The sequence below is a fragment of the Enterobacter cloacae complex sp. SYL001 genome, from assembly GCF_049237025.1.
Classification (GTDB): Bacteria; Pseudomonadota; Gammaproteobacteria; order Enterobacterales; family Enterobacteriaceae; genus Enterobacter; species Enterobacter intestinihominis.
On sequence record NZ_JBMKJI010000029.1, the window covers coordinates 21,892 to 38,235 of the forward strand.

Consider the following 16,344-nt stretch of genomic DNA (forward strand, 5'->3'; position numbering starts at 1 on the left):
TTTGCTTCTTTCTATGAGTTGACATCTTTAAGTTTTATTCAGAGACATAAAAAACTTTTTCGTGTCACTGAACCTATTAGGTTACAGAGCGACGTTGCTATCCTGGTAAAAGTTTTTTCTAAAGGACCGGTAAAATGTCATCTCTTGATTCTGAAGCTAAACCCGATAATGCAGGTCACAGCGTACTGGCTTTAACAACCTCTCATAGCCTGGTGGTTAGCTCTTCTGAAACATTTCTTCCAGATATGCGCAAAGAGCTCGGCATTATCGCGGATCTTGTTGAGTCCTATAATGATGAACTCTGCTTGTTGAAACACATGGCTGTCCAGTTCAAAACCCACAATCACCAGAAACTTTATTCTTATCTCTCAGGCTACAACCACAGTATCTCTGAAGCGGATGCCTTGTTCGCGGAAAACGCTCTGAGATCTGAATACTGGAAACGCGTTATGGCACTCACTGATGTTTTGCCTATCATGTCGGATGCCAAACGTAACGAATGGGATAAGCAGTTTACGGCCGACCGCTATATTATGCCGCCTCAGGTGATCCCTGATTTCACAGCTGACGCTGTAGTAGGCACAGTCGTTGCTTTGCTTAATGACCGCAATCAATTTATTAAAGAAAGGGTTTACGACGTCTTCCAGTCTCTGAGCCGCAGTCATAAGACAAACAAAGCTTTTGGGTTCTCCACCCGCATGATCACTACCGGAGTTTGCGAGCCGTCTAAATACCCCTGGCAGAAATTAAGGGTGGATTTTAAAGAGTCTGGCATTTCACCACTGAGCGAGCTCCGCGTTATATGCGCATTCTTCCGTGGCGAACAGGTGAAGGCGATCCATAACACCAAATCATTGGTTGAGGCGTTGGTCGAACATGAGGGGTTCAGAAAATGGATCTGCATCGATGGCAACAGTATTCGTTTCAGGGTTTACAAAAATGGATCAATGCATATTGACGTCCACCCTGATATCGCCGAGCGGCTTAACAATATTTTATCAGCTATCGTACCGCTGGCATTACCTGCCGACCGCATGGCTCATAGCAAGAAATCTTTGGAGGCATTCCCTGTACTTAAGCAGTGCATCGACTTTGATACCCGGATGCAGCTTTCTGAACTAATGTTTAAAAATGACGGGGACAATAAATGGAGTTGCTGGACATCTTTAGGGTCTCTCGCCGAACGCAAATCTTCGAGTGTTGCCGCTGACACCCTTCGGTTCTTAGGGGCAACAGTAACAAAATACGATGTGACATTTTCCTATGATCCGTGTGAGGTTATTCGTTACATCGGCCAGATAGGGGAGATGCCTGATATTGTATCGCATCAGTTTTACCCTTCATCTTGCCGAATCAGCGAATATGTATATTCCCTGCTCGGTGCAGGGGAAGGGGATACCCTCCTGGAGCCTAATATTGGCCATGCGGATTTGCTTAAATCATTCCCTGCCGGTGTGATCGTTACTGGCATCGAGCTTGATACTTTGAATTGCCTTATCTCCCGGGCTAAGGGATACGATACGACAGAAGCTGACTTCCTCACATGGTCTAAGTCTAATCAACAGAAGAAGTTTGATTATGTCGTGATGAACCCACCTTTTGCCGATAACCGGGCCAGGCTGCATCTCCAGGCAGCTGCATCTCATCTCGCAGCCGGGGGATCTCTAGCAGCCGTTCTTCCATTATCTCTTCAGGGGCTCGATAACCTTCTGGGGGAAGAATTCCGGACGGAATGGATGGACGTTTTTGAGAACGAGTTTGAAAACACGACCGTTTCGGTTCGCATCCTGTACGCCGAACGTATTCAACAAGAGGAAGTCCTATGAGCAACCAACCCACCAGCCTGCCAGAAGAAGATATTGAGTTTGTTATGGATACCTTTCAGAGGAGCATGGGTAAATCCAAACCTGTCAGGGATACTCAAATAGAGGGCGAGAAACCGCAAAGTAAAGAGTCCGCAAACTCAACTGAAAACCCCGGTTATGAAGAATTCTTTTAATTACGCTCATGATATCCTGGTGCAGTTATTTAGAATGATATTTGAGGGATGGGGGACATTGTGATTAAAAGGCGTAACATTCGACGATCAGTTTATGGATTGCTTATTGTTCTTATCGCCGGAAATGTGTGGTTAGGCCTTAGAGCTGATAAAATTCATAAAGTGCGTTATCAGGATTTCTGGTCACCGGCAACTGTGATTAAAGTAACTGTAATGCCTTCAACGAATGAAATCCAGCTCAGTGGTAAAATCCCTAAATCGGTAAGAGTTTCAAACAATTATGTTGAGTACTCGTTACCGGGCACACTCTCGGACAAGACCATTTACCGAAGCGTGTTAGAAGATGAGATGCTCACTTTGCTTAATGCTGGAGGTCAACTTGAAGTTAAATACACTCTGGACAAGCAGACAAATCGAACTAAGGTATGCACTAAGTGCTTACGGGTGATTAAAGATATTAACCATCAATATTCAGCCACTGAGGTAAAGCATGGGCAGTCCTAAATTTGAAATTGCTGAGCAAATTAAAATGTGGATCGTTGTTTATCTAGTTTGCTTTTTAGCACTTTACTGTGTGTTAAGCGCTCTACATGCGCTTTATGATCCGCTAAATTTACCTGCCCTGACGTGGCCTATCAGCTGGTTCGTGGTGCCTGAAATGACAAGTTTTGGCAGTGCATTATTAGCTTTTGTCCTAACGCCAGGCCTTTGCTCTATAATTGCTGTTTTATTCGGTAAGTCTACCTTTAAAAAAGCTAAAACAAAAATATAGAGTTAATTAGATTGGTGGCTCAGGTTTATAAAACCTCTCACTAGAGAGGTTTATTTATTATTTTTGACTGAGATTAACAGCGTTTTCCATAAATGTATCAATAACAACCGTAAGAGACTGGCTGGTACCATGGCTATACTCAGGCCAAGGTAAAAAAGGATATGAAGAATACGCCATCAACATGATACTGGTTGGGCAACGCCAGTCCGTTGGAACACCTTTACTGTAATGGACAATCATAGCCGGGCGACTACAATCAATATCTCCAGCGTTTTTATCGAGTACGAAAGTAGCCAGAACGCCGGTGTCCTTCTGGGATACGAAAACAAGGCTGTCAGTAAAAATAAAGGCCATTAAGGAAGAGGCCAGGAAAGCGCCAGTAAATAAGGACTTCTTCTCTTTCCAAACGCGTCGAGCATATAACCCCATTAGCGCTACCGCTGAAACCATTCCGGACCACTGAGCACCCAAAGAAAAATCTGTTACTGTTTTAGATGTCATACTTTCATTAATAGTAATCATTGCGACAATGAATGGTGATGCAATTCCAAGTGTTGCTAGGACTATCAGCGATATTTCAGACCGGTTTTCTTTAGCGGATCCTTTACTTATTGCAGACATTGCTCTGAACATAACGAATGTACTGTTGAGCATCAGAAAACAGCATAAGAGCATGTATAACATTGGGTTTCCTCAACCTAGAAGTGATGGTTACCCTGTTATTTTACATAAATTTGACTCAACAGATGCTTTTAAAATCTCGCTTCCTTGAATTTAAAAACATATCAGCACAATTGGCAAACATAAAGGAGCAGCGTCTATCAAAAGTTACTTTTATGATTGGTTGAATACTCATTTTGAAGGCTAAAATCCAAAAAAGTGGGTACAAAAAGTTACTTTTGCGTCATCCAGATGCACTGCCGCCATTTTGCATTCTGTACGTTGGTTGCTTTCTCACTTGATGTCTCTTTTAACAGGCAAATTATCACTTTATCCGACCGGACCTTGTAGGCTGAATCCGTAGAATAAGGCTATAACCTATTCCCGGAGCATCATATGCGTAAAACTCTAATTGGCTGCATGGTTGCAACTGCCCTTGCTACTGTATCTTCGGCACATGCTCAGGTATTTAGCTACTCATTTACAGATACCAATAAGGCTGTTCGGAATATTAAGCCTGCAACACAAACATATCTTAATCCCGCTGGTGTTTTGACTCTGAACTTGATATCGGGTCTTGATCGGTACGAGCGAGTGACGGTCACACGAGACAGCGATAAAAAGGTTATGTATTCCTCCGTCTCGACCAAAACGAGCGTTGCAGATCGTATCGTTGCTGCCGATGGAACAGAATACTATGGAAAGGATATGGTTCTACCGGCGCTCGGAGAAGGGACCTTTACTGTAGTCAATGAAACTCTGGATATTCGCCAGACTGTAGTGAGCACATCTACTTATCATTTCATCGTTGATACAACTCCTCCACGCTATAAGAGTATTTATCCGAGTCAAAACGCAGGTTACGACATGGTACTTTCTGGGCCACTTTGGGAGTTGGGCCGAGGCGGTAGTGGCCAGTTTTCTATATTTGCAGACGGTATTGAGGATGCTAGTGGAATTGCCAAGATCCGTCTTGTCATTAAACGAAGTAATGGTTCTGTGGTCTCCGACAATAACCTGAGTTATGACACAGCCAATAAACGTGCGTTCTATCCGTGGATTAAAGATATGAACACCCAGGCTGGCATGCCCTCAAGTGATCTTGATGAAGAATTCACCTTCAATTTCATCGTTACGGACCTGGCAGGAAATACGCTTAACATTCCTCCCCAGCGGTTTTTATATGACGATCAAATGGGAGAATTTACGCCATTTGCAGTTCATGACTCACGTGTAAGCACCAGTGTTGTACCCGGCATTTCTTCGGGATACGTCCCGTTTAAACGAGGCCTTACAGTGCTGGAAAACCCCTACAAGTTGGTTATACGTATCCCAAGAACTAACTGGAAGCCATATCGAAATGGTGGCATGAGCATTACCAATAACTATGGCGGAGTACAGGTCCTTTCCGAAGATGCCACCTATGTCTACGTGGAAGTTAAGCTGCCACAGGGTGCCTTAGATGGAAACTACTATAGACCTGTGAATACATATCAATGGTCTGGAGGAGATCTTGGTCAGTATGCCAGCTGGCTCAACTGGGATCCTGCCTCTGTAAAGAGTCCGGCTTGGGGAAGTTCACCCATAGAACGACAAAAGGCTGATGGAACATGGTTCAACAGCGTAAACTGGAACCTGTTCAAGGCATCTGATATGCCTATAAAACTTACTAATATCCGGTTCAATGTACAGGCTAGGCCATATGATCAAAAAATCACTGGCGGAGCAACATGCAGTATTCCAGCTGGCTCAACAACCTGTACCGTCTCTTTGCCCCAGGATATTATAAATGGCACTACCGGCTATCTTCATAGTGGCTATGAAGTAAGGTCAACCACCGAAGCAACCTTCTTTGCCCCTATATGGGAGAATATAGCCTGGCATACACTGGGTCCCTCCGTCACTGGATTTGATTACATTGAAACCACCAACATTCTCCAGGTTTACGTGAATCAACCTGGAGATGGTTCATATTTCGACCATGTTTATGTAAATCGAGTTTGGTTGTCAGATAAAAACCGTAACAACGCAGAAATAAGCGTAACCGGCAAACAAACAGGTAGAAATATGGCGTCTGGGAACTACACGTATGAGTTCAACATGAAAGAGGTACCAGAAGGCAGTTATAACGTGGTAATTAATGCCCAAGATACATTCAACAATACCGGTAACCTCCCTTATCAAACTGTTGTCGTTGATAATACAGCACCATCTGTAAGTATTAGCTACGAAGGAAAACCGATCAGCAAAAACGTAACAGTATATGGGCTGGAGAACGTCCGTATACAGCTCACCGATGCTCTAACTAAACCATCCTTAAGCCGTATGACTCTTCGCGGTGGCCCTGTTTCTGATGCGGTGGAATTGTCTTGGGTGAATCTGGGAAACAACCTGTATGCACCTAATTATCCCAAGATCTTTCCGTCTCTTAATGAAGGCGAAACATACACTCTCACAGTTCAGGCCAAAGATGAGATGAACAACGTTAAAGAAAGCTCAGTCGAATTTAACTACCTTCCAAACAATCTCGTCAGGCTAGAGAATCTGAAAACCTTAGCTGTCAATGCTTCTCTCAAAACATCTGACAATACTCCTCTGGCTGTTCTGTATGCCAGCCAGCTGCGTAAAAAGGATGGTTCAATCGCTACAGGGCTTCAGGACGCAGTGCTTACTGTCCGTAAGGACGCTGCATTCGGCGTGACTGTAAATGGTGTTTCTGCGATGCCAGGTGAAAGCAAAGAGCTTCAACTGGATTTGGGGCTCGGGGACAGCCGTAGCTTTCCTATTTTCCCTGCTGTATCCGGCCTTACAGGCAGATCTGAGTTCATGATTAACATTGAAGAATTAAAATAAAGCAGGGCTGTTTTGCTGAAGCACAACGGCCGTCTTCTGATGCGCCGTAGCCCATGTTGTTGCAAATCAGTCCGACGTTCATTGCGTAAGTAACGCTTACTGCGGACCATGGTAGTGATTAGACTCACTACCATGGTCATTTCACCACATATCTTCTCTGCATTGCTCTTGTTGGGCAGACTAGTAACTCGTCACTAAATTGCAGCTTTTGTCTTGCTAAGTCGCTGGTATAACTGCACTACGAAATCGTCAAAAGATTTTATCCCTCATGTAGATCCAATAAATGATCCCAAAGGTGCCAGAGAGTACAAAGAAGATCCCGGTACGCTGTAGGCCGCATGGTTACTGGGCTGGAGCATTGTCACTGACAACAGTAGCGACATAAGTGACAACGGGAGTGACTTAAAAGACAATGGTAGAGACTATTTCGACGTTGGTAATGATTTTAAGTGACAATGGTAGTGAGGTTAGACTTAAACTTCCACTGTAAGGTAAGGTGACTCGCATTATTTAAATAAATTATTACTTTCAATTACTTGCGACACGAGTCTGCATGTATGCTTCTATTTCTCAAAAATTTATCCACCGAAAATGCCTGTGGCTGTGATTTAGCTTTGACGACAGTTTTTATCAGGGAGGCAAGTTGAGACCTGTATAAGAACTAAGCATTTATTTATCCCCATTTTCCACAAGGTAGTTCCAATAATTAGTACCTTAGTGTTCCTGATAGATCAAAAGAGATCCCCGCTGCCTCCAGGCCAGACGGCACAAGGCCTGAGACGTGATCAGTGACAACAGTAGTGATTATTTTGACATTGGTAGTGATTATTATAACGTTGGTAATGAGTTTTTTGACATCAGTAGTGATCAGAGCGACAATAGTAGTGACTTTTCATTAGATCTTTTTAACTTGATCTGATCCGTTGTTGATAAGAGTTGCAGGTCATTGTATGCAAAGAGTTTTTGCCAAGTTTTAATGAGTGGAGTCGTTTTTTTAGGTAGAACTTATGCACAGATATGGATCATCACAATGATCCATCCAGTGACATAGAGTTCGCTGGGGCTTACTATTCACCAATCTGTTTACACATTCAGTGATAACTTATTATGACTAAAGAGAAAGATACTGAGCAGCAGGACCTGGTCACCAGGGCTTTCTCTGTTAGAGAGAAAGAATCAGGTAAAGACATCATTTTGCGTCCTAACAGCAACCGTACGGTGCAGTCTATTGCTTTGATGCGGCTCGGGCTGTTCGTCCCATCACCAAAGAGTGTGGGGCGTCAAAATCGGGAATATAAAACGGTTGGCTTTGACGCAACGAAAGAGTTACAGACGCTCTCTTTAATGGAGAGCGAGGGGTTCACCAATATTTCAATTGTCGGTGAGCGTCTTGATATGTCAGTAGATTTTAAGACGTGGATGGGCATCATTCGAACCTATGCCAATCATCCGATTAACAATGACACGATAAGCTTAAAATTCACTGAATTCCTCAAGCTATGTACGCCTGAAAATTATCGCTCATCTACAGCGTCCAGAAAACGTATAGACGCCTCCTTACGCAGGTTAGCATCCGTTACCTTGTCGTTCACCAGTAATAACTCGTCCAAAGTCTATACAACGCATCTGGTACAGTCTGCCCTGTTAGACCCGGAATCAGATCAGGTTGTCCTTCAGGTTGATCCTAAGATTTTCGAGCTCTATCAATACGATCATAAGGTTTTGATGCAGCTGAAGGCAATTAAGGAGTTGGCCAAGAAGGAAAGCGCCCAGGCTCTCTATACGTTCATAGAGTCATTACCGCCAAATCCTATACCGATATCCCTTACTCGGCTGAAAAATCGTCTGAACCTCAAAACACGAGCAAATAGTCAGAATGCTACCGTGAGAAAGGCTCTTGAAGAGTTGGCATCGATAGGATACCTCCAGTACACCGAAATTAAGAAAGACGGAAAAGTATACTTCCAGATTCATAAGCGGGATCCCGATCTGAATTTGAACAATACTCAGCCTCCTTTAGAAGTGGTTGAAGATGAAGAAGAGAACTCAGGGTCTTCTGTTTTAGAAGGTGAGTTATGCCCACCAGCTGACCCGATAGACGGCGATGATGTTCTTACCGTCCATGATTTAACCGCTGAAGAACTGCGCTATATTCGTAGTCTTCGAAGCCAGAAAAAGAACAGCAACGCCAGCTAAAGTTAACCCGGCGGTTCAGGCTCCGGGTGCTAAATTACTTCTTCGATTTTCGTTAGTCCCAGCCCGCTCTTTCACGTCAACGGTAATGAGTCAAAAGTCATTACCGTTGTCATTGTTCTCTACCACCCTATGTAGATCGAGATTGCGAATTCAACGCTTTCTCCTGAGTCACCTGTTAACACCCGGTTTCTACGCTTTACTTCATTGGCCAGTACATCCAACGGAAAATATCGTAACGGGGTGACAATGGCAGTGAGTTGACCCACTCACTACCATCGACATTCAAATCCCGGCTTCTCTGGTAGCTATAGTGACAATGGTAATGATGTGTACCTTACTGGCATTGTCATTGTCCTCCGAGTGTGCGTTCAGCTTTGGGAGGACACCGGAACTTAATGCGGCGAGTCACGGCCATTGTGAATCTCGATTGGATTGGCGAATACGGCTTCCGGTTGGGCCAGATGTCAATGGTTATGCTTCATCCAGCTCATTACTGTAGTCATTGCCGTTCAGCTGAGCTGATGCTCCTCTCATTCTATGTGGCGACAACGGTAGTGAGCCCAGAAAGTGACTACCGTTGTCATGGCCGTCCAGTAGAGCGGGTCAACCTCTTAAATCACAGGGTGACAACGGTATTGAGCCCAGAAAGTCACTACCGTTGTCATGGACGTCTGGTTAAGCGGATCTACCTCTCAATTCACAGGGTGACAATGGTAGTGAGCCCAGCAAGTCACTACCGTTGTCATAGTCGTCCCGTTGAGCAGATCAACCTCTTAACTTACAGGATGACAACGGTAGTGAGCCTATTAAGTCATTACCGTTGTCATTGCCATCCAGAAGAGCGGATGATCCTCTCAATTCATACGGCGACAATGGCACTGAGCCCAGCAAGTCACTTCCGTTGTCATAGCCTTCCAGAAGAGCAGATGAGCCTCTTAATTAACAGGGTGACAACGGTAGTGAGCTCATTAAGTCATTACTATTGTCATGGCCGTACAGCTGAGCTGATCATCCTCTCAATTCACACGCCGACAATGGTAGTGAGCTATTAAAGTCACTACCATTGTCATAGACGTCCAGTTAAGTGGACCATCCTCTCAATACACACGGTGACAACGGTAGTGAGCCATTAGAATCACTACCGTTGTCATTGCTTTTCAGGTGCACTGATAAGGCTCTCAATAGACACGACGACAATGGCAGTGAGCAATTAGAGTCACTTCCGTTGTCATTGCTTTCAGCTGAGCTGATAAGGTACGTCATTTACACGATGACAATGGCAGTGAGCCAATCGAGTCACTACCGTTGTTAATGCCGACCAACCGAGGGAAGGGTCCGCTCAAAGAACTGAGTGACAACAGTAGTGAGATCATCCAATCACTACCATTGTCAGCTTAAACCTGTAGGACGAAGAGGCTTGTCCGATAAAATGACGACAATGGAAATGAGCCTATCCATCACTACCACTGTCATTAAAGTCCAGCGGTTCAACGTTAATCAGTAGCTCCGGATGACAATGGTTGTGAGTCAGGCAATTCCCAAGCATTAAGTGACAGCAGCGTAACACCTCTAAGCTCACTCCTGTTGTCAGGGGTTAGGGTATTGAGTCTCTACCGTCGTCAGTGTTTCTGAGACACCAGTATTGCAGATCACTACAATTGTCACTTAAGTATCGACGGGGGAATAGATGCAAGTGACTGGCTAACCAGTACCAGTTTAGATTCAAAACGATCCCATCTTTGTGGATGCACTTGAGTAAGCTCGTATGACGATATGTCAGAGATGTGACAACGGGAGTGAGTTGCCGGACTCACTACCGTTGTCATCCCCGGTTGAAGGAAGAGGATCCCCGGGGCTGTATATTTACCGGGTATCCTTACTCAAGGGTTTCGACACTCACTCCCATTGTCGTAATCAACGAGTGTGCATTGTCTTTTAAAAGCATCGCTGGAAACGTACGATTAAAGTAACTTTTCTTTCGGTTCTTCCTTGCGAATCTCTGAAGACGTACTGGCTGATCGGAGTCAAGGAGGGCAGTAAAATTGAAGCCGTCAGTTTTACTGTCGGCTCCGGGTAGTTACTTCAACTCGTCGATCTGAATCATGAATTCTGAGGTGCCAACTTTCCCATTTTCGGAAGGATAAACGGGTAACAGAAGATTATCCCCCTGGCCCATATCTATTTGCACCTCAACTGACTCACCTGGAGCCGCCTGTGCCCCGTTAAATTTAATACCGAAGGCTGCATCCTTCCGCACAGTCAGCGTTGCGTTCTGGACCCCTTTAGCAATTTCTCCATTTGTCTTACGCAGAACGTTAGTGGACAGGTACGCAAGGGGTACGCCATCTGTCGTTTTGAGAGGCGAACTGACCGATAATGTGCGTAGATTATGTAACTGCACAAGGTTATTCGGTAGATAACTGAACTTCTGAGTATAGGTTTTGGTATTCGACTGACTATCGGCAACTGTTACGCTAATTGAATAATTTTCAGATGGTTCGAAATTTGGGAACAGCCTCGGATACTCAGGCATGTATGTATCTTTGCCTGCCGGTGACCACGTAAGCTCAACGTTATCAGCTGTGGGGCCACCTACGAGCTGAAGACGGGTTATCCTCGGGGTTGTCAGATTATCTGCCAGAGCGATCCTGAGGTTCTCCAGGCCGTACACTACCGTATCGTCTTTTACCGGCTTTCCGTCGAATGTTATGGCCACTGTCGGAGGAGTGTTATCCAGAGCAATTTCTCCGAAAGTTTTATTGGTCTGGTTCTGGAAGAAGTCCCTGATGTTGACCTCAACGTTGTATTTTCCTTCAGACTGACGGGATAAATCATAAGCAATCGTGTAGTTACCTGAGATACGAGATTTGATTACGCCTGTGGGTGACATCCGGGTACCGGTGTTCTTATCGGAAAGATAAAATTCCCTCAATGAGACCGAGTCGAACCAGTTACCATCGCCTTCAAGTGACGCCAGTACATCCAGCTGCTTGTTAGTCTCGTCATATGATATCGAGTTTATTACCGGCAGTTGTTTATTGTTCCAGCGTGTCATAATCCATTGCTCAGACCGCAAAATGGGATTGCTGATGCTGCGAACGAAGTAAAGGATCCTATTGTAGCCCTGGGTACCCAAGGCCATATCAAACGTCTCAGGCGCTTCACACGAGGTTTTTCCTGCCGGAATGGTGCAGGTCGCCTTACCGCCGATCTCTTGTGCAAAGGGCCGGGCTTCAACGTTAAAACGAAGTCGGGAAATTTTAATTGGCAGTCGTGATGAAGCCACACTCTCAAAATCCTTCCACTTAACCCAGTTCCCCTTATCATCGAGGAAATCTACCCAGGTACCCGCAAATGCAGGCGTTTGGTTTGCAGATGGGTTTAGAACGAGGCTGTATGACGGATAATACCCTCCCCACTGGCCAAAGTTCGCCATACGAGCCATATCCCCATTAATTGAGCCATAGGGAAGAGTCATTTCAACATAAGCATAAGTGCTGTCTACAGCTATCTCTTTGGGGGCGGAATATTGATTGATGAACTGAAGCCCACCTTCTGAATAAGCACGGTAGTTAGATTTTGGGATCCGGTAGACTAATCGAATAGGGTTTTCGTTAACGACCATACCGGCTTTGTAAGCCGGATAATTAGAAACCCCGGGTACGACGCTGGAAGACGTATTTGGATCATGAACGGCCCACAGTGTCATCTCACCCAGCGTGTTGTCGTAGCGAAATTTTTGAGTTGGCAGCGTTCGGCTATTACCTGCGTTATCGAAGATAACAACTTTTGCAGTAAAGTCTTCATCCAGGTTGCTGTCTGGTATTCCGGTTCCCTTAACTGAATTCTTAGAGTAAGTGTGGTACATCTTTTGGCCGGATACGTCATACTGCATCTGTGTAGTGCTGTAGAGGCTACCGTCCTGCCTGTAAATATATATTAGGCCCTTATCAATACCATTTGCATCACTTACGCCCGAAGAGGTGAAGTCATACTGCCCCGTTGCCTCTAATCCAAGCTTCCACACGTCACCAGCGGTAGAGCCAGAACCAGTATTAGCGGTAAGAGCATTTGCCGCTGGAGGGGTGACATCAATTAGCCAGTTATAGTTATAGGTCGCTACAGGCTTCTGATTGAGATCTAACACGTTTATCTGAACGACAAATTTGCCTTCACCCAAAGCAGGCAAAGTTACTTTTTTGCCGTAGAACTCACTACCGTCAGCAGCTGTTAGTCGGTCTGATACACCCGTCCGTGTAGTCGTAGTATTAAGAATGACAGTTCCAGTGTCTTTCGTGACTTTGACATTAACGAAACGATCAAGACCTGAAATAAGTGTCAAAGTTACCGGTGATGCCGGATTAAGCATAAGACGAGAAGACGGGGCGTGGATCTCAATACCGTTCGTGTCTTTAAAGGCCGATTCATATATCTGAGCTGGGGCCTGAACAGACATACCGAGTCCGGCTACAGCAGTAATAAAAGCGAGATGTTTCATTCTTATTCCCCTTTAGGTTTGGTGTTATTTTAAGCTTTTCCTAAAGGTCACTATGTTCGTAAAAGTATAAAAAACTTCTCCATATGGTGCTCGAAATTACAAATCTATAATTTGCCTTTCGACAAACCTTATTGTGCGTTCAGGACGGAAATCTTTCTTTTTGGAATTACATCTGACATTTCTGTGGTGTCCAAACTGGCAACGATTGCAAAACTTATAACATTAGCCTGAAACTATCGGCATCCACATATCGCATTAAGTGATGCTTTTACTTTGTGTAAAAAAGAATCAGGATAAATTAGGTATGTCAGATATAAATGCGTTAACGGACGGCATATATGAATCAAAACCTGGCGGCATTACGCCACCAGTCGAGAGGGGAGTGAACCTCAGTCAGTACGTCTACCTTCGTTCCGCAAGGCGCTTCTTGTTGTGAATTACAAACTGCCCTGGCGAGAACTGCATCATTTCACCCCTAGCAACACACGTGCCTCTTCAACGGTTTGCCAAGAAGGCATTGCTACGCCAGATTGAGTGCCGTTGCCCCTGCGCTCACCTGTGTCACATTCTACATAAAGACGCATCAGCATCGCTTCTGTTTCAGCGGCCCGGCTATTATCCATTACCAGTTCTGCTGCGCGTCGTAGCTGTTCTGGAATGTCATTCCACATTCCCGCACCACTTCTGTCTTTGTTAGTGAGCAAGTCTTCAATAGCAGATGAAGCCATGTTAAGCAGGTCAGCCGAAACTAAAGGCATCGGCGGGGCGGTATAGAGGATTCGACGTCTTCCGCGTCTGTCTGGATCGTATTTATCATAAAAAGCTTTGTTCACATCTTCCCAGTGCCACTGAAGTTGCCCGGTTGCGTCATGGTGGCAAAACTCGCACTGATAAACAGGCGCAATCGACATAACTGCCTTTCCAATACGTGCCAGTACAGCAACTTCGTCAGCTCTGAGACTCATTGCTTCGCTTGGGTTACTACCCTCGGCAAATTCCAAAATTTGTTCAATACGTTCTGGTGTGAAAGTGGTCATAGGCTTTGAAAACATATTTTTCCAGTTGTGCTTACCATATCATCAGGCATTAGGAGCGTTAGCGAATAATTAACAGGTCAGGACCAAAACTAAATCCTTCCCCCATACGGTCTTCATGACGGGAGACATATGCCTTACCGTATTTCTCCAGATCCTGTAAGCGATCTTTTGCCAGATTCCACGAGTATTCCTGGCCCCACACGGGTCCGTCACGCCCGTCAAAGCGGTCAGGTTTACAATTTGCTTTCAGAAGAGCGTAGACATGCTCCACCGTGGGTAGCTGCAAAGCACTATTAGCCTGAGAAACGGCAGTATGCGTCATTTCTGTTCACTCTTTATTGATTTAGTCAGTTAAGCCGGTCAGGTAACTTTAACCGGCTACTCGTATTAAGATTTCTTTCCGGTTGCTTGTCAGTTAGCGGCGAAGATCAATTTCAAGGCGGGCTGTTTTGACCTTTGTTCCGGACTCCCTAAATGTATCATCCGGAAGAGGCGAAATTTGTCCGCCAAGTTGTTTGACTCGCTCCCTGAGCGCTTTTGTCAGTGTGTCTTCCCGGAACAATACCCCAGCTGACAGAATGGCCTGTAAGCGACCTCGCTTAGCGAGCATTGCGATGGCATGCATGACATGTTTAACGTCAGAGCGTTTAAGGAATGGTGGATTCATAACGATAACATCAAAAGTTTCATCGGGCTGGTACCCAAGAAAGTCGGTATGCACCAGCTCGACTCCTGTGCTAAGGACACTATCGTTCTTCACTGCAAGGAATCGCTCATCGTTCAATTCGATCCCGGTAATCAATGCATCCGGAGCCGCCAGTTTTAAGGCTTTCAGAATGCGGCCATCACCAAACTCTGGCTCCAGTACACGCTCCCCGGCAGCTGGTTCAGCGCGTAGAACCATATCTGTGACTAAATTCTCAGGTGTAGGGAAGAAATTGAACAGATCTCGTGGGATGTCAACCGAACCTGTCAGAATGATTTGCTCGATACGCTCAGCTGCATCCGCCGTAAAAATATGTGCCTGCTCTTTTCGGTTCCATTTGCCACCGGCGGCTTCGAGCACTTTGTTTGTCTTAACATAAATGCTGCGGTCGAGCTGGTCGGCCAGGAAAAGAAAGTTCCCTTCAGCACGGCAGCGAGATAAGACGTTCAGAACTTCAGTTGAGATTTGCATTAAAACTCCATTAAGAGGATTTACCCGCCTGGCGGCAGCGGGTTGGTTACTTAAACGGGACAATTCAGATTTGGCCTTGGTTAGTCGGCAGACAACAGCAGGGATGGGCTGTTATAAGAGAAGCGGTCAACGGGAGCCTTATCAAATCGCTGACCGCTTGCATCAGGGGTCAGAACGAGTCCGTTATGGGCGCAATGAATGTGGAGCAACATATCCCCGCCGGTGTTGATGTGTAAGGCAGGCACACCCTGATCGATTTCGAACATGACACCAAAACAGGGGTTACCTTCCTTGTTAACAACTTCACAGTGGATGTTATGTTGGCCGGTAACGCTGACCTGATAGGCCTGACTGTCCTCTTCTGGCAGTGTTTCCTCCTCCAGGCGCCAGTCCTGAAGTGTGAGGCTAATTTCAGGGGTGTCATGCTCTTTCTGAAGAGCCTGGATACCTTTACGGAACAGCTGCATCATTTCAGGAGTAAGGCAGTCTTCCTCAGCTCCAAAATGTTCTTTCCAGCCTTCAGGATCTGCATACATCCAGACGTTTTTAGCGAGCGAAGGTAAGGAAGCATCAGGCTCTACAAGGAGGTGAGGGATGTTCTCTTTGATTCCGAGATAACGTACCGGCTGGCCATTAAGCGGTAACCCATCCGACACTGTAACTTCTGTTCCTGGCAAGACGACGCTGTTTACCAGACCTCCACAATGTTCGGCCACCACGCGGCCTAAATCTGCCATAAACATCCGATGCTTTTCTGGTGAGTCCAGCTCACCAAGGAGTTCAGGTTTAAGCAGTAAACCGGTAATAATCTCAGTCAGTTCACGAGGAGATACTAATTTATACATTTTGTTTTCCTTTTCTGTGTTGGCTTTATATTACCAATCCAGATGCACGAGCTAATAACCTCCAGACAACTTTTTCAAAAATTATTTACTTAAAGCAGGGTGCTAATATGCGCAAGAAATGAATTTAGGAAGGACGGCTTCAAATTTAACTTTTTGGTTTTTTATTTTAGACGGACTTTAAAATAGCATCGTTGATAAAATAATAAACATGGTTTGTTTTTTTGTTTGTATTGACAATCAAATGGGTATAAATTAATTTACTTACATGGCGTATATTTAACGCCACCGCCCCGGCGGCACCGGGCAT

At 45.2% G+C, this 16,344-nt stretch carries 12 protein-coding genes; 6 read left to right on the forward strand and 6 right to left on the reverse strand.

From position 1 onward, the window contains the following. The first annotated feature begins 134 nt into the window (after positions 1–134). Genes ACOTZP_RS20360 through ACOTZP_RS20375 form a run of 4 tightly spaced genes read left to right on the forward strand, consistent with a single transcriptional unit; the run spans position 135 to position 2,771 of the window. Positions 135–1,826, forward strand: a complete 1,692-nt coding sequence (locus ACOTZP_RS20360) for a DUF4942 domain-containing protein (RefSeq protein WP_000096325.1) — start codon at positions 135–137, stop codon at positions 1,824–1,826. Beyond that, positions 1,823–1,999, forward strand: a complete 177-nt coding sequence (locus ACOTZP_RS20365) for a hypothetical protein (protein WP_000070862.1) — start codon at positions 1,823–1,825, stop codon at positions 1,997–1,999. Before ACOTZP_RS20360 ends, ACOTZP_RS20365 begins: the two co-directional genes overlap by 4 nt. A gap of 60 nt (positions 2,000–2,059) precedes the next feature. Continuing rightward, positions 2,060–2,503 (forward strand): hypothetical protein, encoded by a 444-nt coding sequence (locus tag ACOTZP_RS20370; protein ID WP_001805248.1) that lies wholly within the window; start codon positions 2,060–2,062, stop codon positions 2,501–2,503. Beyond that, the gene (locus ACOTZP_RS20375; protein ID WP_000535423.1) at positions 2,490–2,771 is read left to right on the forward strand and encodes a hypothetical protein; all 282 of its coding nucleotides are present in this window, start codon (positions 2,490–2,492) and stop codon (positions 2,769–2,771) included. Before ACOTZP_RS20370 ends, ACOTZP_RS20375 begins: the two co-directional genes overlap by 14 nt. A 57-nt stretch (positions 2,772–2,828) precedes the next feature. Here the strand turns inward: ACOTZP_RS20375 and ACOTZP_RS20380 are convergent, their stop codons facing one another. Further along, positions 2,829–3,455, reverse strand: coding sequence for a hypothetical protein (locus ACOTZP_RS20380; RefSeq protein ID WP_000966518.1), 627 nt, complete (start codon positions 3,453–3,455; stop codon positions 2,829–2,831). A 372-nt stretch (positions 3,456–3,827) separates the two neighbouring features. Here ACOTZP_RS20380 and ACOTZP_RS20385 point away from each other — a divergent pair, with 372 nt between their 5' ends. Beyond that, positions 3,828–6,284, forward strand: coding sequence for an Ig-like domain-containing protein (locus ACOTZP_RS20385; RefSeq protein ID WP_001232713.1), 2,457 nt, complete (start codon positions 3,828–3,830; stop codon positions 6,282–6,284). A 1,107-nt stretch (positions 6,285–7,391) separates the two neighbouring features. Beyond that, positions 7,392–8,480 (forward strand): IncHI-type plasmid replication initiator protein RepHI2, encoded by a 1,089-nt coding sequence (gene repHI2 / locus ACOTZP_RS20390; protein ID WP_000159528.1) that lies wholly within the window; start codon positions 7,392–7,394, stop codon positions 8,478–8,480. 2,077 nt (positions 8,481–10,557) lie between these two features. On the opposite strand, the gene ACOTZP_RS20395 is transcribed toward repHI2, so the two are convergent. The 5 genes from ACOTZP_RS20395 to ACOTZP_RS20415 all read right to left on the reverse strand — a co-directional run bounded on the left by ACOTZP_RS20395 (position 10,558) and on the right by ACOTZP_RS20415 (position 16,037). Then, positions 10,558–12,978: an Ig-like domain-containing protein gene (locus ACOTZP_RS20395; RefSeq protein ID WP_000681217.1), complete on the reverse strand. Its 2,421-nt coding sequence runs from the start codon at positions 12,976–12,978 to the stop codon at positions 10,558–10,560. A gap of 464 nt (positions 12,979–13,442) precedes the next feature. Further along, positions 13,443–14,030, reverse strand: coding sequence for a hypothetical protein (locus ACOTZP_RS20400; protein WP_000491820.1), 588 nt, complete (start codon positions 14,028–14,030; stop codon positions 13,443–13,445). A gap of 43 nt (positions 14,031–14,073) precedes the next feature. Beyond that, positions 14,074–14,337 carry a hypothetical protein gene (locus tag ACOTZP_RS20405; RefSeq protein WP_000149862.1) on the reverse strand — a complete coding sequence of 88 codons (264 nt, stop codon included), beginning with the start codon at positions 14,335–14,337 and terminating at the stop codon, positions 14,074–14,076. Positions 14,338–14,430: 93 nt separating this feature from the next. Further along, positions 14,431–15,192 carry a methyltransferase gene (locus ACOTZP_RS20410; protein WP_001447802.1) on the reverse strand — a complete coding sequence of 254 codons (762 nt, stop codon included), beginning with the start codon at positions 15,190–15,192 and terminating at the stop codon, positions 14,431–14,433. A gap of 80 nt (positions 15,193–15,272) precedes the next feature. Continuing rightward, positions 15,273–16,037 (reverse strand): hypothetical protein, encoded by a 765-nt coding sequence (locus ACOTZP_RS20415; protein WP_000277498.1) that lies wholly within the window; start codon positions 16,035–16,037, stop codon positions 15,273–15,275. Between the last annotated feature and the right edge of the window lie 307 nt (positions 16,038–16,344).